Genomic DNA, 20,570 nt, shown 5'->3' on the forward strand with positions numbered 1-20,570 from the left:
GTCATGAGTCTGGAAGAACGTGTAACCGATCTGGAGAGCCGCCTGGCGTTCCAGGACGACACCATTCAAGCCTTGAACGATGTTCTGGTATCGCAACAGAAGATTGTGGAACGCCTGCAGTTGCAGATGAGTGCCTTGCTCAAGCGTCAGGAAGAAATGGTCGGGCAGTTCGAATCTTTCGAGGAGGAGGCGCCGCCCCCGCATTATTGAGGGAGAGCAGCTGTCTTTGAGGTATAAAAAAAACCGCGCCTTGGCGCGGTTTTTTGTGGGCGCGGATCAGCGGCGCGGCAATGCAGCGATGACATCTTCGGCTTGCAGGCCCTTGTCGCGGTTCATCACCGAAAACTCTACGCGCTGGCCTTCTACCAGGACACGGTGGCCTTCTCCGCGAATGGCGCGAAAGTGCACGAAGATATCGTCGCCGGAGTCCCGGGAGATAAAGCCGAAACCCTTGGACGTGTTGAACCACTTCACCGTGCCGGTATCGCGGTTGCTCATGTCGTAGGCAGGCGCTGCGGAGGCCGCCGGTGAGGACTTGTAAAAGCTGATGGCCAGATGCAGGACCACGGCGAGCAGAGCGGTCAGCAGGCTGACCAGGACCGCCGGTTGGCCACCAATGACTGGCATTGGTGCCAGCAGGGTGAGGGTTTGCAGGACGACGACCAGTACCAGCAGGGCGCTGACCAGATTCTGCAGATGATGGCGCGAGCCTTTGTTCCAGTAAGGGATAACTGGAGCGAGGATCAGGTTGAGCAGGCCGAAAAGGGCCAGGTAAATAGCATCGGGTTGTTGCAGGTAGGGAATTGCGTCGGATCTAAGGCTCGGAATCAAGGACAGCAGCAAAGCTGCAATGCCTGTCAGCAGGTGGACGATTTTCAACATTTTGATTAACTCACGTTAAGAAGGAAGCACAAGGAAGAGCTGATCACGCACGGTTCGCTTCTGAACAAATAGGTGAGGCGGTGGTTACGTACGCGGTGTCAGCCTATGCGCGCTGGCCGAAGAAATAGGCAACAGCGACACGGGCTCTATTTAACAGCAAAGCCCAGGCCTTCTCAAATCAGTAGCGGCCCTCGGCGGGAGGCTGGAAATGCAGCGGGGCAGGTGGTGGATTCGCAGCATCGGGCAAAGACCTGTTCTAGACGGATGGCAGAGGTTTTTTCAAGGAACGTCGGTTTTCCCCTGCTGTCAGAGCTGGCTCGAACTCAACGCTTAAAAGCCTTGGCTGGGCCGCGAGACAATCCACCGCAGGCGGATCGACGATCCGGGTCGGCGGGGGAGCAGTACTCTTGCTAGAGTGGTCCGGCAGCTGATTGGGTGAATCCATCCCGTTAACGGAGAGAAACATGGCAATTGATATCGGTATCAGCGAAGAAGATCGTAAATCCATCGTCGACGGTCTTTCCCGTCTGCTTTCGGATACTTACGTGTTGTACCTGAAAACCCATAACTTCCATTGGAACGTCACCGGCCCACAATTTCGCACCCTGCACCTGATGTTCGAAGAGCAATACAACGAACTGGCCCTGGCCGTTGACCTGATTGCCGAACGTATCCGTGCCTTGGGCTTCCCGGCTCCGGGCGCCTATTCCATTTATGCCCGACTGTCCTCGATCAAGGAGGAGGAGGGCGTGCCGGCGGCTGAAGAAATGATCAAACAGCTGGTGGCCGGTCAGGAAGCGGTAACCCGCACCGCCCGCGGCATCTTTCCGTTGCTGGACAAAGTCAGCGATGAGCCGACCGCGGATCTGCTGACCCAGCGTATGCAGGTGCATGAAAAAACCGCGTGGATGCTGCGCTCTCTGCTGGAAAATCGTTAAGCCTGTAATAGCGAATGGCGTCCAAGGCGTCATTCGCACCTTTTCGCAGCGTCCGCTATCTATATGGTCATACGGCTGCACAGGGCCGATTTAATGGATATAATCCCGCTCTTTGCTAGGTAGCCCGAGCTTTGGCGTGGGCTCTGGCTGTAGTTCAAGCAGTAATCTGGATTGCCGAGACGCTCCCCATGCCCATGTACGACTACCAATGCGCTTCCTGTGGTCATCAGTTGGAAGCCATTCAAAAGATCAGCGCCGCGCCGCTGGTCGACTGCCCTGCCTGCCAGGCGCCTGAACTGAAAAAGATGCTGTCCATGCCCGGTTTCCGCCTCAGTGGTACTGGCTGGTATGAAACTGACTTCAAGACCGGCTCCAAGAAGAACCTGGCCGGTGGCGACAAAGCTGACTAAGTTGAACGACACGCGCGAGTTCTTGCACTATCCGGCACCTTGAGGTGCGCAAGGCCTCCATCGAATTTCGAATTACGAGAAGTGAAACCACTACCATGATGCGCAGCCATTATTGCGGCCAACTGAACGAAAGCCTGGAAGGTCAGGAAGTAACCCTTTGCGGATGGGTCCACCGTCGCCGTGACCATGGCGGAGTGATTTTCCTCGATATCCGTGATCGTGAAGGTCTGGCCCAGGTGGTGTTCGACCCGGACCGCGCTGAAACCTTCGCCGCCGCCGACCGCGTGCGCAGCGAATACGTAGTCAAGATCACCGGTAAGGTACGTCTGCGTCCGGCCGGTGCCGGCAACGCCAACATGGCTTCGGGCATGATCGAAGTGCTGGGCTACGAGCTGGAAGTGCTGAACGAAGCGGAAACCCCGCCGTTCCCGCTCAACGAATACTCCGACGTGGGTGAAGAAACCCGTCTGCGCTATCGCTTCATCGACCTGCGTCGTCCGGAAATGGCCGAGAAGCTGCGCCTGCGTTCGCGCATGACCACCAGCATCCGTCGCTACCTGGACGAGAACGGTTTCCTCGACGTGGAAACCCCGATCCTGACTCGCGCCACCCCTGAAGGTGCTCGCGACTATCTGGTGCCGAGCCGTACCCATGCCGGCAGCTTCTTCGCTCTGCCGCAATCGCCACAGCTGTTCAAGCAGCTGCTGATGGTGGCCGGCTTCGATCGCTACTATCAGATCGCCAAGTGCTTCCGCGACGAAGACCTGCGTGCCGACCGTCAGCCTGAGTTCACTCAGATCGACATCGAGACCAGCTTCCTCGATGAAAAAGACATCATGGGCCTGACCGAAGGCATGATCCGCAACCTGTTCAAGGAAGTGCTGGATCTGGAATTCGGCGAATTCCCGCACATGACTTTCGAAGAAGCCATGCGTCGCTATGGTTCCGACAAGCCGGACCTGCGCAACCCGCTGGAACTGGTGGACGTTGCCGACCAGCTCAAAGAAGTGGAATTCAAGGTGTTCAGCGGCCCGGCCAACGATCCGAAATGCCGTATCGCCGCCTTGCGCGTTCCAGGCGGGGCGAGCATGCCGCGCAAGCAGATCGACGATTACACCAAGTTTGTCGGCATCTACGGTGCCAAGGGCCTGGCCTACATCAAGGTTAACGAGCGCGCCAAGGGTGTTGAAGGTCTGCAATCGCCGATCGTGAAAAACATCCCGGAAGCCAACCTGAACGTGATCCTGGATCGCGTGGGTGCGGTCGACGGCGATATCGTGTTCTTCGGTGCCGACAAGGCCAAGATCGTCAGCGAAGCCCTGGGCGCCCTGCGCATCAAGCTCGGTCACGACTTGAACCTGCTGACCTGCGAATGGGCTCCGATGTGGGTGGTCGACTTCCCGATGTTCGAAGAAAACGACGACGGTAGCTTCACCGCCTTGCACCACCCGTTCACCGCGCCGAAATGCTCGCCTGAAGAACTGGAAGCCAACCCGGCTACCGCTCTGTCGCGCGCTTACGACATGGTGCTGAACGGCACCGAGCTGGGTGGTGGTTCGATCCGTATCCACCGCAAGGAAATGCAGCAAGCGGTATTCCGCCTGCTGGGTATCAGCGAAGCCGAGCAGGAAGAGAAGTTCGGCTTCCTGCTGGACGCCCTCAAGTACGGCGCGCCGCCGCACGGTGGCCTGGCCTTCGGTCTGGACCGTCTGGTGATGCTGATGACCGGCGCCCAGTCGATCCGTGAAGTGATCGCCTTCCCGAAAACCCAGAGCGCGGCCTGCGTCATGACTCAGGCACCGGGTCTGGTGGATGCCAAGGCTCTGCGCGAGCTGCACATCCGCCTGCGCGAACAGCCCAAGGCTGAGTAAGCCGGCCCGATAAGGCGCACCTTCGGGTGCGCTTTTTCTATGGGTCGAGTTTTTGTTGCCCGCACCCGCCAAGTGGCGTGGGCAATGTTTCAAAGAGAATTTGGAGCAAGTTATGGCAGGTCATTCCAAGTGGGCGAACATCAAGCACCGCAAAGAGCGTCAGGATGCCAAGAGAGGCAAGATCTTCACCAAGTGGATTCGTGAGCTGACTGTTGCCGCCCGCCAGGGCGGTGGCGATCCGAACTCCAATCCGCGTCTGCGCCTGGCCCTGGACAAGGCTCTGGGCGCCAACATGAGTCGCGATATCATCGATCGTGCCATCGCTCGTGGTACCGGTGCTGCCGGCAGCGACGACGTGGTCGAGCTGACCTATGAAGGCTATGGCCCCAACGGCGTGGCGGTGATGGTCGAGTGCATGACCGACAACCGCAACCGCACCGCGGCGGCTGTGCGTCATGCCTTCAGCAAGTGTGGCGGCAACCTGGGCACGGACGGTTCGGTGGCCTATCTGTTCGAGCGCAAGGGGCAGATCACCTTCGCCGAAGGTGTCGATGAAGACGCGTTGATGGAAGCGGCGATGGAAGCCGATGCCGACGACGTGGTCAGCAACGAAGATGGCTCCGTCGATGTGTTTACCTCGTTTGCCGGTTTCTATGGCGTGCGCAATGCCCTGGATGCGGCGGGTTTCACTGCTGCTGACGCGGAAATCGTCATGCTGCCTACCACCAGTGCCGAACTGGATCTGGAAGGTGCGGAAAAGGTTCTCAAGCTGATCGACATGCTGGAAGACCTGGATGACGTGCAGAACGTTTATTCCAACGCAGATATTCCGGAGTCGGTTGCCGAGCAGCTCGGCTGATCCAACTGCACTAACCTTGAAGCCGGATGTGCGAAGCCGCGATGATTGCGCGGCAGGGTACTTCCGGCTTCTGCCTTTTCGCTGTTCCGGTCATGGCCGGCAAGCCTCTTTATTCAAGCAGCAGGCGTTATGACTCTTATTCTTGGCATCGACCCCGGTTCGCGCATTACCGGTTATGGCGTGGTTCGAGACACGGGGCGCGGCTGTGTGTACGTGGCCTCCGGTTGCATCCGTACCGGCGCCGGCGAGCTGCCCGATCGGCTGCAGATCGTCTATCGCGGTGTTCGTGAGGTCATCCAGACCTACGGTCCGGTGACCATGGGGATCGAGAAGGTGTTTATGGCGCGCAACGCCGACTCGGCGCTGAAGCTTGGCCAGGCACGTGGCGCGGCAATTGTTGCCGGCGCCGAAGAAGGGCTGGAGATTGCCGAGTACACTGCCACCCAGGTCAAGCAGGCCGTGGCCGGCACCGGCGGCGCCAACAAGGAGCAGGTGCAGATGATGGTCATGCACCTGCTCAAATTGACCACCAAACCGCAGATCGATGCCTCGGACGCCCTGGCCATTGCCATCTGTCACGCCCACACCCGTTCCAGTCTGTTGCCCCATGGGTTGGGAACGGCACGCAGTCGTGGCGGTCGCTTGCGTCTCTGATAGCATCAGCGCAGTCATTTTAAGGGTTGAGCGTTGTACGCCTGGGTAGCCGGCGCAGACGCTCGCCCAACGAGTCGCCAGCTGCGGGCTGGCCATCGCCTAAGGATCTGAAACGTGATTGGACGCTTGCGCGGCACCCTGGCTGAGAAACAGCCGCCGCACCTGATTCTTGATGTAAACGGGCTGGGGTACGAAGTCGAAGTGCCGATGACCACCTTGTATCGCTTGCCGTCGGTCGGCGAACCCCTGACCTTGCACACCCATTTGGTCGTCCGTGAGGACGCGCAGTTACTCTACGGCTTCGCCAGCAAGCGCGAGCGAGACTTTTTTCGCGAGTTGATCCGTCTCAATGGTGTAGGCCCGAAACTGGCCCTGGCCTTGATGTCCAGCCTTGAGGTGGATGAACTGGTGCGCTGCGTGCAAGCTCAGGACACTTCGGCCTTGACCAAGGTGCCTGGTGTCGGCAAGAAGACCGCCGAGCGCCTGCTGGTGGAACTCAAGGACCGTTTCAAGGCCTGGGAAGCCGTACCGAGCATGTTTGCCCTGGTGCCGAACCAGCCGGATGCGCCAGTGCCGGTGGCCAGCGCCGAGTCGGATGCGGTCAGTGCGCTGATCTCCCTGGGCTACAAGCCGCAGGAGGCCAGTAAGGCGGTATCTGCGATCAAAGACAAAGGCTTGAGCAGTGAAGACATGATCCGCCGAGCCCTGAAGGGAATGATTTAAGTGATTGAAGCTGACCGTCTGATCGCCGCCACGGGGCCCCGTGAGCGCGAGGAAATCCAGGATCGGGCGATTCGCCCGGTCAGTCTGGCCGACTACATCGGCCAGCCCAGCGTGCGCGAGCAGATGGAGCTGTTCATCCAGGCCGCCCGTGGGCGCAACGAATCCCTGGATCACACCCTGATCTTTGGCCCTCCGGGGCTGGGCAAGACCACATTGGCCAATATCATCGCCGAGGAAATGGGAGTGTCGATCAAGAGCACTTCCGGCCCGGTGCTGGAGCGCCCTGGCGATCTGGCGGCGCTGCTGACCAATCTTGAGCCCCATGATGTGCTGTTTATTGACGAGATTCATCGGCTGTCGCCGATCGTCGAGGAAGTGCTGTACCCGGCCATGGAGGACTTTCAGCTCGACATCATGATTGGCGAAGGCCCTGCGGCGCGCTCGATCAAGCTGGACCTGCCGCCGTTCACTCTGGTGGGGGCGACCACGCGTGCGGGGATGCTGACCAACCCGTTGCGCGATCGTTTCGGTATCGTTCAGCGCCTGGAGTTCTATAGCACCGCAGATCTGGCGACCATCGTCAGTCGTTCCGCCGGTATTCTCGGGCTGCCGCTGGACCCGGAAGGCGCCTTCGAGGTGGCTCGGCGCGCCCGGGGTACGCCGCGGATCGCCAACCGCCTGTTGCGTCGGGTACGGGACTTCGCCGAAGTGCGGGCCAAGGGGCATATCACCAAGCCGATCGCTGATCTGGCACTGAACCTGCTGGACGTTGACGAGCGTGGCTTCGACCACCAGGACCGGCGTCTATTGCTGACCATGATCGAGAAGTTCGACGGTGGCCCGGTGGGCGTCGACAGCCTGGCTGCGGCCATCAGCGAGGAGCGCCATACCATCGAGGATGTGCTGGAGCCGTATCTGATCCAGCAGGGCTACATCATGCGTACCCCTCGTGGTCGTGTGGTAACCCGGCACGCCTACCTGCACTTTGGTCTTAACATTCCGTCACGAATGGGAGACATGCCCGTGGTAGACGAATTCCTCGATGCCGTGGACGATTAATAACCCGCGCCTTGTCGATTTATTCGGGGTTTGTGCTGTCCTAGGGACTGGCATCGTTAAAACTTCACGAAAAGTCGTTCAAGAATGAAAAAACAGTTGCCTGGCCGGATTGGCAACCTGAGGAGTAAGCACTAGAGTATGCGCGCGCAAAACGGGCTTGAGCCGTTCGCACATCGTTGTCGCGTTTATTACGAGGACACCGATGCCGGCGGCATCGTGTATTACGTTAATTACCTTAAGTTTATGGAGCGGGCTCGAACCGAGCGGCTACGACACCTGGGCTTTGCCCAATCGCAGCTGGCAGGGGAGAACCTGTTATTCGTCGTGCATTCCAGCGAAGCGCGTTATCACGCGCCGGCGCGACTGGACGACGAGCTTCTGGTCAGTGCCCATGTCACCGAATTGAACCGGGTCAGCCTGCGCTTCACTCAGCAGGTCAGGCGATCCACGGATAATGCGCTGCTCTGTGAAGGGCAGTTTTTGGTGGCCTGTGTGCGCGCCGACACTTTCAAACCCCGCGCCATTCCAGACGCTCTGCGTACGGCCTTTGCCGACGAGAGCAGCGCGGGTACACACTCAGAGCAGGAGATAAAGCGTGGAAGCTAACGTCGTCGACCATTCCTCCATGTGGAGCCTGGTCAGCAATGCCAGCGTTGTAGTGCAGTTGGTAATGCTGACCCTGGTTGCCGCATCGGTGACTTCATGGATCATGATCTTTCAGCGCAGCAATCTGCTGCGCGCCGGTCGACGTGCCCTGGAGAGCTTCGAAGAGCGCTTCTGGTCCGGTATCGACCTGTCCAAGCTGTACCGTCAGGCGGGCAGCAACCCAGACCCGGACTCTGGCGTCGAGCAGATTTTCCGTGCCGGTTTCAAGGAGTTCTCCCGTCTGCGCCAGCAACCGGGCGTCGATCCTGAAGCCGTCATGGAAGGCGTAGCCCGCGCCATGCGTGTAGCGATTTCCCGCGAAGAAGAAAAGCTCGAGCAGAGCCTGCCGTTCCTCGCCACCGTCGGTTCGGTCAGTCCATACATTGGTCTGTTCGGTACCGTCTGGGGGATCATGAACTCTTTCCGCGGCCTGGCTCAGGCCCAGCAAGCGACCCTGGCCACTGTGGCCCCGGGTATCGCCGAAGCCCTGATCGCTACGGCCATCGGTCTGTTCGCGGCCATCCCGGCGGTGATCGCCTACAACCGTTTCGCCGCTCGTGGCGAGACGCTGATCAGCCGTTACTACACCTTCGCCGACGAGTTCCAGGCGATCCTGCACCGTAAAGTGCACACCAGCGAAGAGTGAGCAGGTAAACCCCATGGCCCGAGTTCGCCACAAACGCAAGCCGGTTGCCGAGATGAACGTGGTGCCCTACATCGACGTGATGTTGGTACTGCTGGTTATCTTCATGGTGACCGCGCCGATGCTCAACCAGGGCGTGAAAGTTGACCTGCCCAAGGTTTCCAGCGAAGCCTTGCCCCAGGACAACAACACCCAGGTGCTGACCATCTCGATCAAGGCTGACAAGACCTATTACTGGAACCTTGGCAGTGAAGTCGATACCGAAAAGCAACAGGACAAGGCGATGACCTTGCCGCAGATGACCGACGCGGTGACCAAGATCATTCGTGCCGGCAATGAAGGCGGCAAACACACCCAGGTGTTCATTCGCGGTGATAAATCCGTCGACTACGGCGCCGTGATGGGTGCCATGGGCGGCCTGCAGAAAGCCGGAGTCGGTAACGTTGGCTTGATTACCGAGGCGCCCTGATGCACCAACAGCGAGAGCCGTCCGCCTCGGAAAGCTACTTCTGGCCTAGTGTCTGGGCAATTGCCCTGCACGTGCTGGTGTTTGGCATGCTGTTCGTCAGCTTTGCCATGACTCCGGAACTGCCCCCGGCCAAGCCGATCGTTCAGGCGACCCTGTATCAGCTGAAATCGAAGAGTCCGGCGACCACCCAGACCAATCACAAGATTGCGGGTGAGGCGAAGAAATCCGCCGCGCGTCAGACCGAAGCCGAGCAGTTGGAGCAGAAAAAGGTCGAGCAGGAAGAGATCAAGGCTGCGGAACAAAAGAAAGAAGAGGCTGCTCAAAAAGCCGAGGAAGCGAAAAAGGCCGACGAGGCCAAGAAAGCTGACGAAGCGAAGAAGGCTGATGAAGCCAAGAAAACCGCGGAAGCGAAAAAGGCTGAAGAGAAACAATTGGCTGATATAGCCAAGAAGAAATCTGAAGAAGAAGCCAAGAAAGCCGCTGAAGAAGAGGCCAAGAAAAAGGCCGCTGAAGAAGCGAAGAAGAAAATCGTCGAAGACGCGAAGAAGAAAGCCGCGGAAGACGCGAAGAAAAAAGCCGAAGCAGACGAGGCGAAGAAAAAGATCGCCGAGGATGCGAAGAAAAAAGCTGCCGCCGACGCCGCGAAGAAAAAGGCCCAGGAAGCAGCGCGCAAATCTGCCGAAGAGAAAAAGGCCCAGGCCTTGGCGGACTTGCTTTCCGATAAGCCGGAGCGTGAAGCCACGAAATCGGATGAGGTGGGTGACAGTGTCGCGGGCAGTTTCGATGACCTGATTCGTATCCGTGCAGCGGAAGGCTGGGCTCGTCCACCTTCGGCGCGCAAGGGCATGACGGTGGAACTGCGGATCGGCATGTTGCCTGATGGCACGGTGACTACGGTCAGCGTGATCAAGTCCAGTGGTGATGGTCCGTTCGACGCTTCGGCGGTGGCGGCAGTCAAGAACATTGGGCGTTTGACAGAAATGCAGGGTTTGAGTCCGAAGGATTTCGCGCCCTATCGTTCATTCAAGATGACATTCACACCTGAGGATCTAGCCTTGTGAGAAACCTTCTTCGAGGAATGCTTGTCGTTATTTGCTGTATGGCAGGGATAGCGGCAGCGGATGAAAAAAATATTCTGGTCACCAGTGGCAGCGACCGGGCAACGCCTATCGCGGTAGTGCCATTCGGCTGGCAGGGCGGCAGCGTGCTGCCGGACGACATGGCGCAGATCATCGGTGACGACCTGCGCAACTCGGGTTACTACGCACCGATTCCAAAGCAGAACATGATCAGCTTGCCGACCCAGGCCAGCGAAGTCATTTTCCGTGACTGGAAAGCACTGGGCGCCCAGTACGTAATGGTCGGCAGCATTGTTCCGGCGGGCGGTCGCCTGCAGGTGCAATACGCGTTGTTCAACGTCGCCACCGAGCAGCAAGTGCTGACCGGCAGCGTGTCGGGCAGCGTCGACCAACTGCGGGACATGTCGCACTACATCTCCGACCAGTCCTTTGAAAAACTCACCGGCATCAAGGGAGCGTTCTCGACGCGCCTGTTGTATGTGACGGCTGAGCGCTTCTCGGTGAACAACACCCGTTACACCCTGCAGCGTTCGGACTACGACGGCGCACGGGCGGTGACTCTGTTGCAGTCCCGCGAGCCGATCCTGTCGCCGCGTTTCGCTCCTGATGGCAAGCGCATTGCGTATGTGTCGTTCGAGCAGAAGCGTCCGCGGATCTTCGTCCAGCACATCGACACTGGGCGTCGTGAGCAGATCACCAACTTCGAAGGCTTGAACGGTGCGCCTGCCTGGTCGCCTGATGGCACTCGCCTGGCATTCGTTCTGTCCAAGGATGGCAACCCGGATATCTATGTGATGAACATGGCATCCCGGCAAATCAGCCGTGTCACCAGTGGTCCGGGCATCAATACCGAGCCGTTCTGGGGCAAGGATGGTTCCACCATCTATTTCACTTCCGACCGTGGCGGCAAGCCGCAGGTCTATAAAAGCAACATCAATGGCGGTGGCGCCGAGCGTGTGACCTTTATTGGTAACTACAACGCCAACCCGAAACTTTCTGCTGACGAAAAGACCCTGGTAATGATTCACCGCCAGGACGGTTTCACCAACTTCCGGGTGGCGGCTCAGGATTTGCAGCGCGGTAGCGTAAAAATCCTTACAGACACCAACCTTGATGAGTCAGCTACTGTTGCGCCCAACGGCACCATGGTAATCTACGCCACCCGCCAGCAGGGCCGGGGAGTCTTGATGCTCGTGTCCATTAATGGACGTGTGAGGCTCCCGCTTCCTACCGCTCAAGGCGAAGTCAGAGAACCGTCCTGGTCCCCTTACCTGAACTGACGCGGCGCTACAATGTTTCACTTAACACACTGGGGTTCATTAGGAGTTTCACGATGGAAATGTTGAAGTTTGGTAAGTTTGCTGCGCTGGCTCTGGCCATGGCTGTGGCTGTAGGTTGCTCCTCCAAAGGTGGCGACAACGCCGGCGAAGGCGCTGTTGATCCAAACGCTGGTTACGGCGCTAACACTGGTGCTGTTGATGGCTCCCTGAGCGAAGAAGCTGCTCTGCGCGCAATCACCACCTTCTACTTCGAATACGACAGCTCGGACCTGAAGCCAGAAGCCATGCGCGCTCTGGACGTTCACGCCAAAGACCTGAAAGCAAACGGCGCTCGCGTTGTTCTGGAAGGCAACACCGACGAACGTGGTACTCGTGAGTACAACATGGCACTGGGCGAGCGTCGTGCGAAAGCCGTTCAACGCTACCTGGTTCTGCAAGGCGTTTCCCCAGCTCAGCTGGAGCTGGTTTCCTACGGTAAAGAGCGTCCAGTTGCTACTGGCCACGACGAGCAGTCCTGGGCTCAAAACCGTCGCGTCGAACTGCGTAAGTAATTCGTCATGCGAACGTGCCGTCGTGCTGTAACTATTTTGGCTCTCAGTCTCACGCCGCTTGCGGCGTGGTCTGCGGTTCCTGTGGTCGATAACAACTCCGGCTATAACAATAGCGGGAGCAGTTATCCGCCAGCGGGTTATGGCACGAACGGCGCCTATGCCGGGGGAGGGGTTTCGACCCCTGTCTCGGCACAGGGCGAGCTGTTCCAGCAACTGCAGCAAATGCAGGAACAGATTGCACGCCAACAGGGTGTGATCGAAGTTCTGCAAAATGATGTAGCGCGCATGAAGCAAGAAAGCCTGGAGCGATACCAGGATCTTGATCGGCGCATAGGAAGCGGTGTTGCACCTGCCGCAACTCCTGAGAATTCTTCTGCCGGTGGCGATACCAATGCCGCCGGTGCCGCAGCCGGCGCTGCTGCCCAGGCACCAGCCGCCAGCAGCGAACCCGGTGATCCGGCCAAGGAAAAGCTCTATTACGATGCTGCCTTCGACCTGATCAAAGCCAAGGATTTCGACAAGGCCAGCCAGGCTTTCTCGGCATTCCTGCGCAAGTACCCCAACAGTCAGTACGCCGGCAATGCCCAGTATTGGCTGGGTGAAGTGAACCTGGCCAAGGGTGATCTGCAAGGTGCGGGTCAGGCGTTCGCCAAGGTTTCCCAGCTGTATCCGAAGCACGCCAAGGTGCCGGACTCGCTGTACAAGCTGGCTGATGTAGAGCGCCGTCTGGGTCATACCGACCGGGTCAAAGGCATTCTGCAGCAGGTGGTAGCCCAGTACCCAGGCACTTCCGCCGCTCAGTTGGCACAACGGGATCTGCAACGCATGTAAATGCGTTGGTAGCCGTTACAAGAAACCCGCGCTTGTCGCGGGTTTTTTCGTTAGAATCCATGCCCTTTTTCTGAAACACGCTTCCTGGGATTTGCGCGATGGCGGGGTTCCTTGAAGTGCCTGACGGAGGCGGACAGCCTGTTTAGCTGTTACGCCCGTGGCGACTATGCAAGACACATTGAGAATCACCGAAGTTTTCTACTCGTTGCAGGGGGAGACTCGGACTGCCGGGCTGCCCACGGTTTTTGTGCGCCTGACCGGATGTCCGCTGCGTTGCCAATACTGCGACAGTGCCTACGCCTTCAGCGGTGGCACCCAACGTACCCTCGACAGCCTGCTGGAGCAGGTTGCCGGTTTTCGTCCGCGTTATGTCTGTGTCACCGGCGGTGAGCCGCTGGCCCAGCCCAATGCCATTCCCTTGCTCAAGCAGCTGTGCGATGCCGGTTATGAAGTGTCGCTGGAAACCAGTGGTGCTCTGGATATCTCCGCGGTGGACCCGCGAGTCAGCCGGATTCTCGACCTGAAGACTCCCGGGTCCGAGGAGTCCCACCGCAATCGCTACGAGAACATCGAGCTGTTGACGGCCAACGATCAGGTCAAGTTTGTCATCTGTTCCCGCGAGGACTATGACTGGGCCGTGTCCAAGCTGATCCAGTACGGCCTGGAGCGACGTGCCGGTGAAGTGCTGTTCTCGCCCAGCCACCATGACCTGAATGCACGGGACCTGGCGGACTGGATCGTCGCTGACAACCTGCCGGTGCGCCTGCAACTGCAACTGCACAAATACCTTTGGAATGATGAGCCGGGGCGCTGATATGACTGAGCAAGCACAGAACCAAGCATTGACCGAAAAACGTGCAGTGATCCTGCTCTCCGGCGGCCTGGACTCGGCCACCGTGGTGGCCATGGCCCGGGCCGAAGGCTACCGCTGCTACACCATGAGTTTCGATTATGGCCAGCGCCATCGTGCCGAGTTGCACGCTGCCGAGCGCGTGGCTCGCGACCTGGGCGTGGTGGAGCACAAGGTGATTGGCCTGAACCTCAACGGCATTGGCGGTTCGGCGCTGACCGACAGTTCCATTGATGTGCCGGAAACGCCCGGTGAAGGTATTCCGGTTACTTATGTGCCGGCACGCAACACCGTGTTCCTGTCCCTGGCCCTGGGCTGGGCGGAAGTTCTGGAGGCGCGGGATATCTTCATTGGCGTCAACGCCGTGGATTACTCCGGCTACCCGGATTGCCGTCCCGAGTTCGTCGAAGCTTTCGAGCGCATGGCCAACCTGGCGACCAAGGCCGGTGTCGAAGGGCAGGGCTTCCGTATCCAGGCGCCTCTGCAGAACCTCAGCAAGGCCGAGATCATCAAGGCTGGGGTACGCCTGGGAGTGGATTACGGGCTGACGGTTTCCTGCTATCAGGCGGACGACAGGGGGCACGCGTGCGGCAAATGTGACAGCTGCCGTCTGCGTGCGGAGGGCTTCAATGCGGCCGGAATCAGCGATCCAACACCTTATTTTTGATTTTTTTCACATAGGGTGTTGAATTCCCGTTAGAAATCAGTATTATACGCGCCACCACACAGCGGGTCGTTAGCTCAGTTGGTAGAGCAGTTGGCTTTTAACCAATTGGTCGTAGGTTCGAATCCCACACGACCCACCATATTTGGCGGTTTAGAAAATCCGGAAGGCCCACGAAAGTGAGGATTTCCGGGTTTTTTTTTGCTTTGCAAAAAACCGTGATCCCGCCCCTCAGCTGCTCAGCTTGCCGTCCTCCCATCGCTCAAATATCGACTCTTCTGCAGAGGCTGGCCTTTTGCTGGTAGCCGGACTCCTCTCTAAAAACCTTGATAAATTCAGGGGCTTTATCTGAATTCCCCCTTTTTTTCAGTGGTTATCGCTTTAAATTCGAAATAAGTGCGGGTCTCGTTGACAGTGCAAATGCCTCCCGCGTAAATCTTGCCGCCATTGCCGACAGGGGTTGCGTCCCTGGCAAGGAGAACACGTACCAGGGTCGGTAACTTCGCAGTCAGCAGGGCTTTGCCCTGCCTGCACGAATCTGTCCCTGAGTATGTGCGTGAGTCACAAGCCCGGCTTACTCAAGGTGACAGGATGTTCACAGAAGCGGTTGCAATATCCGTTAAGCGCAGCGCCCCCTCCAGCCCTTCCGTTGTTCGTGGCAAGGGATGTTTTCTTTACGATGAGCAGGGCCAATCCTTTTTCGACATGTCCGGTGGCAGCGGTGCCGCCAACCTGGGTTATCAGCGCGATGACTTGGTCGAGGTCCTCAAGCGTCAATCCGAACTGCTGATTCATACCGGCTGGAACATCGACAATCCACAGCGCCATGAAGTGGTGGCCAAGCTGGCGGGCCTGGTGCCCTACGCGCAAGCTTCGGTGTTTGCCGCGGTCACCGGTGCCGAGGCGATCGAGGTGGCGCTGAAAATCGCCCGCGCCGCTACTGGACGCCAGGGCGTGGTGTATTTCCACAATGCCTTCCATGGCAAGACCCAGGGCGCCTTGTCGGTGACCTCCAACCGCAGTTTTCGCAAGCACCTGGCCGGTGGCGACAGCCTGCAACTGACCGCTATGACCCTGGATTATGACGCCGACCAGGACCCGGCCCGAGCCGCCCTGTGGCGCGAGCAACTGGCCGAGGATCTGCGCCAGGCGCAGCAGGCCAATCGCTTGCCGGCGGCGCTGATCATCGAGCCGATCCAGGCGGCGGAAGGCATGTACCCGGTGCCCTTGGCGTTGCTCGAAGCGATTGTCGAACTGGGCAAGACCTTCGGCGTGATCACCATCTTCGATGAGATCTACACCGGTTTCGGTCGCACTGGAACACCGTTTTTCAGCACCCCGCAGTTACTGCCGGACTTGCTGGTCCTGGGTAAGGCCCTGGGCAATGGCTTGCCGATTTCTGCAGTGGTGGGCCGCCCGGAGCTGGTGGACTGCCTGGGGTATGCCGAGCATTCCTCTACCTTCACCCTGATGCCCCTGGCCTGCGCCATGGCCTCCAAGGTGCTGGACATCTATCACCAGGAACAACCCTGGGAGTGGGCGGCGAGCAACGGTGCCTATCTGCGCCAGGCCCTCGAGGAACTGGGGACGCAGGATTCGCGGGTGGCCAATGTGCGCGGTCGCGGCATGATGCTCGCCTTTGACTTCGAGGGGACCGGCAGCACCGGCGATGTACTGGCGGTGCGTAACCGCCTGCTGGAGCACGGCGTGATCGTGCGCACCGGCGGACGCAACCCGGCGACGGTCAAGCTGACCCCACCACTGAGCATCTCCCGACAGGAAATCCAGGCATTCATGCAGACGCTGCAGGGCGTTTGCCGCTCCCTCTAAAAACAACAAGGCAGGGATATCATGTTGCAGGCTTTTGCCCGCATGGCGGGTACCGATGTTGCAGATGCAGGAATCATTGATGTCCAGGGCAGCCTTGGTTTTGCCGAGCTCGACCAGCTGCGCGAGGCCTTCAGTGCCGAGCTGCAAGGGCTGTCGCAGCCGGTGGTGGCGCTGTATGCCAGCCATGGCCGGGCCCTGTATGCGGCGCTGATCGCGGCTTTGTCCGCTGCCCGGCGAGTGGTGTTCATTGACCCGGCGAGCAACCTGGACGAGCTGGCGCCGGTGCTTGAGCGCCTGGGCGTGAATCTGATCCTCAATGGCACAACCCGGCCCGGCCCGCAGCTGAGCGCCTCCTTGCCGGTGCTCGACCTGCTGCACTTGCAGCCCCGGCCCGTAGCCTCTGGCCGTGAATACCCGCTGCGCTGCCAGGAATACGTGATCTTCACCAGCGGCTCCACTGGCGAGCCCAAGGCCATAGTGCAGCGCATCGAGGCCTTGGATCGGCACATCGACAACTACATCGGCTATGTCGGTATCGGCTCCGGGCAGCGTGTCCTGCAACTGGCTTCCGCTGGCTGGGACGCCGGCCTGATGGACATCTTCGCCAGCCTGAAGACCGGCGCCACCCTGTGCAGCCTCAATCCCCGGGAACATGACTTCGCCGCCGTCGAGGCAATGATCGCTGAGCATGACATCGACGTGCTGCACATGACCGTGCCCTACCTGCGAGCCTTCTATAGCGACGCCAGCGCCACTTACACTCGGCCCAAGCGGCTGGTGATCGGCGGCGAGATCATCCACCCCTCGGACATCCAGCGTTTCAACCATGCCTTTGCGCCAGGTTCGCAATTGTTCAACGCCTACGGGCCGACCGAATGCACCACCGCGCTCTACGCCAGGATCGACCAGGGGCAGACCCTGCAGGAGCCGACCTGGGCCCTGGATCGGCCGGTGGAGGGCGTAACCCTGGACATTGCCCAAGAGCCGGAGCAGCCCTATGGCGAGGGTGTGGGTGAACTGCTGCTCTATTCCTCCCTGGTTGCCCGGCGCCTGGACCCGGCCAGCGGGCTGATCGTCGAGCTGACCCAGCCCAGCCCTACGGACCCGCAGCGCCCGTGCTACGCCACTGGCGATCTGGCGTGCCGCCTGCCCAATGGCGCCATCCGCTTGCTGGGGCGCAAGGATTCCATCGTCAAGGTCAACGGGCAGAAGGTCAGCCTGGTTCAGGTGGAGTCGGAGCTCAAGGCCCTGGCCCAGGTGCAGGAAGCCTGCGTGATCGCCCATCAGGTGGGGGACAACGTGGCCCTGGTGGCCTTTGTCATTGCCCGCGATGCCAGCCTCGGCGAAGACCTGCTGCGTCAGGCCGCCAGGGCCGCGCTACCGGCGCACAGGGTGCCGGCGCGGTTCATGCTGGTAGAGCGTTTCGCCCTGAACCGCAACAACAAGATCGACCGGCAGGCGCTCGCGCAATTGGCGGCCAGTGCCATGGCATCAGTGTCAGTGCAGGCCGCATCGGAGCCTTTGTGGCAAGCCATCGGCCAGGTGCTCGGCGGGCAGAGTGCGGATCCGGCCAGGAGTTTTATCGACAATGGCGGTGATTCGCTGCGGGCCTTGCAGGTGGTCGCCACGCTGAAGAGAAAAGGCCTGGTGCTGGACCTGGAGGAGCTGCTGTCGGATCAGGCACTGGGGCAGTTGCAGCTGCAACCGGTGAAGGCCAAGGCCCGTCCCGGGGTTTCCCTAGCACAGGCCATTGGCTTGCCCAATCGGCGTTTTCTACTCAGCCGCGGGATCAGCGACCTGGACCACTGGAACCAGGCCCTGGTGCTGGATATCGCCGCGGGCGAGGAGCCTGGGCGGGTCAGTCAGGCGTTGCGGGCGATATTCAGCCATCACTTCATCGAGCAAGGTGTACAGGACCTCGGGTTACTGCCCGCCACGACAGACCTGCAGCAAGCCGTGGCCCAGACCTGCGCGACCATCTCCCTGAGTCAGGGGCAACGCTTGTGTTTCAGTCAGCAACAGGATGCCGATGGCCACCACCTGATCATTGCCGGGCATCAGTTCCAGGTCGATCGGTACTCCTGGATGCTACTGGTTTCCGAGCTGGACGAATGCCTGGGGCAGGGCCTGGAGTGCATGCAGCGCTGGGCCCGACCCACGGCTTTCGAGGAGTGGCAGCAGACCTACCAGCGTGAGCATGCCGCTGCTACCCATGAGGCGTTCTGGGAGGCGCTGCCCTGGAGCCGCTGCACACAGTTGACGGCGCAGCCGCCCGAGTTTCCCCGGCGCGAGGCGTTTCGGCGTGCCGAGCTGTCGCTGGGGCCGGTCGGCGACCTTGCGCAGTGGGCCCAGGGCGTGGCCGAGACCAGCCAGCTGTTGCTGGCGGCGATCCTTCGCGCCATGAGCCAGGGCGACGACAATCCGTTCCAGAAAGTCCATTTGCTGGATCACGGCCGGGCCCTGGACAAGAGCGGCGCCGAGCTCAACAGCGTGTTCGGCTGGCTGACGGTGATCTATCCCCTGGTGTTGCAGGTCGCCAGCCTGGACCTGCAGGAGATCGCCGGCACAATCAAGGCCAGCCAACAGGCCAGCCAGGGGATCGCCCACAGTTTCGGCAACCGCTACTTCGCCACGCCCGAGGCCGAGCGGCTCAAGGGCCTGTTCGATTGTGGCTACAGCTACAACTTCCTCGGCGCCGTGGAGAACCAACCCGGGGCCCGGGTCGGCGTGCATCCATTGAGCCTGCAGTTGATGCAAGGCAGCCCCAGCCATCACCTGGAGTTCACCGGCTACCTGGCCGCGGGCGAGCTGTTGCTGAAAATCGATTACGACCCGCAGGTCTTCGGCGCCGAGCGCCTGGAGTCGCTGCTGAGCGGGATCGCCACGGCCTTGAACTAGAGAAACCTCCATGAACGCCATGCCCGATAACAACAAGAAACCTCGTTCACTGGTTGCCGTGCTGATGTTTCTCGGTTGCCTGCTGATCTGGTCCACCAACTGGATCGCCATCTCCCTGCAGGTGGAGCGCAGCGACGTCGGCTCTTCGCTGATGCTGCGCTTCCTGATCGCCTATGGGGTGCTGTGGTTGTGGCAACGGCTGTTCGCCGGTCCCCGGCAGCCAGTGACACGCAAGGCCTACCTGCTGATGGCCACGGTGGGGGCGGTGTACTTCTATGCCGGCATTGGCCTGGCCTACCTGGCCACTGCCTATCTGGGCGCCGCGCAGATGGCCTGCCTCAGCGCCTTCGTGATTTTCTTCATCATCGGTCTCAAGCGTGTGTTCCTGCAGGTGCCGGTTGCCTTGCACAACCTGCTCGGCGCAGTGGTGAGCATCGCCGGACTGGGGCTGTTCATGCTTGGCGATCCGGGGCGGCCGCTGTCGCTGGCCGGGGTGGCGCTGGGGCTGACGTCCTTTCTGGCAGTGGCCATCGCCTCGGTGCTTTCCGAACATATCCAGAAGACCTTCCAGCTCGGCACCCTGCACATCAACAAGGTGGCGTCCGGCTGGGCCTGCGCTCTGTACGCCATCAGCCTGCTGCTCAGCGGCCATGGGCTGCAGCTTCCCGGAACCCTGGCCGACCTCGGCATCCTGCTGTACCTGGGGGTGGTGTGTTCGGCGCTGGTGTTCGTGCTGTTCATCGACCTGATCAAGCGCATGGGCGCCGAGAACGCCGGCTACGTCGGCGTGTTGTACCCGATCGGAGCGAGTTACCTGTCGGCATGGCTGGGGGAGACGCCCCTGAGCCTGCACCTGATGCTCGGCAGTGCCCTGGTGATGCTGGGCAGCCTGATCAACTTCAAGTTTCGCTACCACCCCGCCCCCAAGAAAGTGGAGTTCAGCTGAATGAGCAACGTACGGATACGCCAGGCAACCACGGACGATCTGATCGGCATTTTCGAGGCCCACCGCAACTCGGTAGAGCGCCTGTGCACCTCTGAATACAGCGATCAGCAGATCCGCATGTGGCTTGATGGGCGCTCCCCGGAAACCTACCGCGAAGCCGTGGAAAAGGGCTCGTTGTGGCTGGCCGAGGGCGAGCAGATCGAAGGTTTCGTCGAGCTTGACGGCAACGAGGTCAGCAAGCTGTTCATTCGTGGCGACGGTGCCAGGCGCGGTATCGGCAGCCGCTTGCTGGAGGTGGCGCTCGCCCGGCTGCGGGCCAGTGGTGCCAGCTCCGCCTACCTGGAGGCGACCCTGACGGCCGAAGGCTTCTATGCCTACCACGGCTTCCAGAAGATCGGCGAAGGCACTTTCAGCCGTGGCAACAGCCCGGTGTCCATCGAAATCATCAAGATGGAACGCCCGCTTTGAGCTGACCGTCAGCGGCCACT

Annotated in this window: 22 protein-coding genes and 1 tRNA gene; 22 read left to right on the forward strand and 1 reads right to left on the reverse strand. The window is 60.0% G+C overall.

The window, feature by feature from the left end:
* Positions 1-3: 3 nt before the first annotated feature.
* The gene (locus tag FW796_RS07335; RefSeq protein WP_346632442.1) at positions 4-210 is read left to right on the forward strand and encodes a SlyX family protein; all 207 of its coding nucleotides are present in this window, start codon (positions 4-6) and stop codon (positions 208-210) included.
* A gap of 66 nt (positions 211-276) precedes the next feature.
* On the opposite strand, the gene FW796_RS07340 is transcribed toward FW796_RS07335, so the two are convergent.
* A complete protein-coding gene (locus FW796_RS07340) occupies positions 277-882 on the reverse strand; it encodes a cold-shock protein (protein ID WP_346632441.1) in 606 nt (201 codons plus the stop codon).
* Between the two features lie 464 nt (positions 883-1,346).
* Here FW796_RS07340 and FW796_RS07345 point away from each other — a divergent pair, with 464 nt between their 5' ends.
* From FW796_RS07345 to FW796_RS07445, 21 genes are all read left to right on the forward strand, one after another.
* Entirely contained in the window at positions 1,347-1,820 is a 474-nt protein-coding gene (locus FW796_RS07345; RefSeq protein ID WP_011063023.1) for a Dps family protein, read from the forward strand.
* Between the two features lie 188 nt (positions 1,821-2,008).
* Positions 2,009-2,230, forward strand: coding sequence for an FmdB family zinc ribbon protein (locus FW796_RS07350; protein WP_010457489.1), 222 nt, complete (start codon positions 2,009-2,011; stop codon positions 2,228-2,230).
* Positions 2,231-2,325: 95 nt separating this feature from the next.
* Positions 2,326-4,101, forward strand: coding sequence for an aspartate--tRNA ligase (aspS, locus tag FW796_RS07355; RefSeq protein WP_346632440.1), 1,776 nt, complete (start codon positions 2,326-2,328; stop codon positions 4,099-4,101).
* A gap of 112 nt (positions 4,102-4,213) precedes the next feature.
* On the forward strand, positions 4,214-4,960 hold the full coding sequence (locus FW796_RS07360; protein ID WP_346632439.1) for a YebC/PmpR family DNA-binding transcriptional regulator: 747 nt from the start codon (positions 4,214-4,216) through the stop codon (positions 4,958-4,960).
* A 129-nt stretch (positions 4,961-5,089) separates the two neighbouring features.
* Entirely contained in the window at positions 5,090-5,614 is a 525-nt protein-coding gene (ruvC, locus tag FW796_RS07365; RefSeq protein ID WP_011063020.1) for a crossover junction endodeoxyribonuclease RuvC, read from the forward strand.
* Positions 5,615-5,728: 114 nt separating this feature from the next.
* Positions 5,729-6,337 carry a Holliday junction branch migration protein RuvA gene (ruvA, locus tag FW796_RS07370; RefSeq protein ID WP_123726120.1) on the forward strand — a complete coding sequence of 203 codons (609 nt, stop codon included), beginning with the start codon at positions 5,729-5,731 and terminating at the stop codon, positions 6,335-6,337.
* On the forward strand, positions 6,338-7,396 hold the full coding sequence (gene ruvB, locus FW796_RS07375; RefSeq protein ID WP_011063018.1) for a Holliday junction branch migration DNA helicase RuvB: 1,059 nt from the start codon (positions 6,338-6,340) through the stop codon (positions 7,394-7,396).
* A 138-nt stretch (positions 7,397-7,534) separates the two neighbouring features.
* Positions 7,535-8,002 carry a tol-pal system-associated acyl-CoA thioesterase gene (gene ybgC, locus FW796_RS07380; protein ID WP_446439192.1) on the forward strand — a complete coding sequence of 156 codons (468 nt, stop codon included), beginning with the start codon at positions 7,535-7,537 and terminating at the stop codon, positions 8,000-8,002.
* A complete protein-coding gene (tolQ, locus tag FW796_RS07385; protein ID WP_011063016.1) occupies positions 7,992-8,687 on the forward strand; it encodes a protein TolQ in 696 nt (231 codons plus the stop codon). Before ybgC ends, tolQ begins: the two co-directional genes overlap by 11 nt.
* A 13-nt stretch (positions 8,688-8,700) precedes the next feature.
* Positions 8,701-9,153: a protein TolR gene (gene tolR, locus FW796_RS07390; RefSeq protein ID WP_011063015.1), complete on the forward strand. Its 453-nt coding sequence runs from the start codon at positions 8,701-8,703 to the stop codon at positions 9,151-9,153.
* On the forward strand, positions 9,153-10,214 hold the full coding sequence (gene tolA / locus FW796_RS07395) for a cell envelope integrity protein TolA (protein WP_346632437.1): 1,062 nt from the start codon (positions 9,153-9,155) through the stop codon (positions 10,212-10,214). Before tolR ends, tolA begins: the two co-directional genes overlap by 1 nt.
* Before the next feature lie 17 nt (positions 10,215-10,231).
* A complete protein-coding gene (tolB, locus tag FW796_RS07400; protein WP_015636767.1) occupies positions 10,232-11,512 on the forward strand; it encodes a Tol-Pal system beta propeller repeat protein TolB in 1,281 nt (426 codons plus the stop codon).
* 53 nt (positions 11,513-11,565) lie between these two features.
* A complete protein-coding gene (gene pal, locus FW796_RS07405; RefSeq protein WP_003227510.1) occupies positions 11,566-12,063 on the forward strand; it encodes a peptidoglycan-associated lipoprotein Pal in 498 nt (165 codons plus the stop codon).
* A gap of 6 nt (positions 12,064-12,069) precedes the next feature.
* On the forward strand, positions 12,070-12,894 hold the full coding sequence (gene ybgF / locus FW796_RS07410) for a tol-pal system protein YbgF (RefSeq protein ID WP_123726123.1): 825 nt from the start codon (positions 12,070-12,072) through the stop codon (positions 12,892-12,894).
* A 166-nt stretch (positions 12,895-13,060) separates the two neighbouring features.
* Positions 13,061-13,708, forward strand: a complete 648-nt coding sequence (gene queE, locus FW796_RS07415; RefSeq protein ID WP_123726124.1) for a 7-carboxy-7-deazaguanine synthase QueE — start codon at positions 13,061-13,063, stop codon at positions 13,706-13,708.
* Positions 13,709-13,736: 28 nt separating this feature from the next.
* Positions 13,737-14,411, forward strand: a complete 675-nt coding sequence (gene queC, locus FW796_RS07420) for a 7-cyano-7-deazaguanine synthase QueC (RefSeq protein ID WP_162884155.1) — start codon at positions 13,737-13,739, stop codon at positions 14,409-14,411.
* 63 nt (positions 14,412-14,474) lie between these two features.
* Positions 14,475-14,550, forward strand: a tRNA-Lys gene (locus FW796_RS07425).
* A gap of 449 nt (positions 14,551-14,999) precedes the next feature.
* The gene (locus tag FW796_RS07430; RefSeq protein WP_446439193.1) at positions 15,000-16,238 is read left to right on the forward strand and encodes an aspartate aminotransferase family protein; all 1,239 of its coding nucleotides are present in this window, start codon (positions 15,000-15,002) and stop codon (positions 16,236-16,238) included.
* A gap of 21 nt (positions 16,239-16,259) precedes the next feature.
* A complete protein-coding gene (locus tag FW796_RS07435) occupies positions 16,260-19,136 on the forward strand; it encodes an AMP-binding protein (protein ID WP_446439194.1) in 2,877 nt (958 codons plus the stop codon).
* Between the two features lie 10 nt (positions 19,137-19,146).
* Positions 19,147-20,082: a DMT family transporter gene (locus FW796_RS07440; RefSeq protein WP_404937535.1), complete on the forward strand. Its 936-nt coding sequence runs from the start codon at positions 19,147-19,149 to the stop codon at positions 20,080-20,082.
* Positions 20,083-20,550, forward strand: coding sequence for a GNAT family N-acetyltransferase (locus FW796_RS07445; protein WP_346632432.1), 468 nt, complete (start codon positions 20,083-20,085; stop codon positions 20,548-20,550).
* Positions 20,551-20,570 lie beyond the last annotated feature (20 nt).

The sequence above is a fragment of the Pseudomonas sp. 910_21 genome (assembly GCF_052850735.1).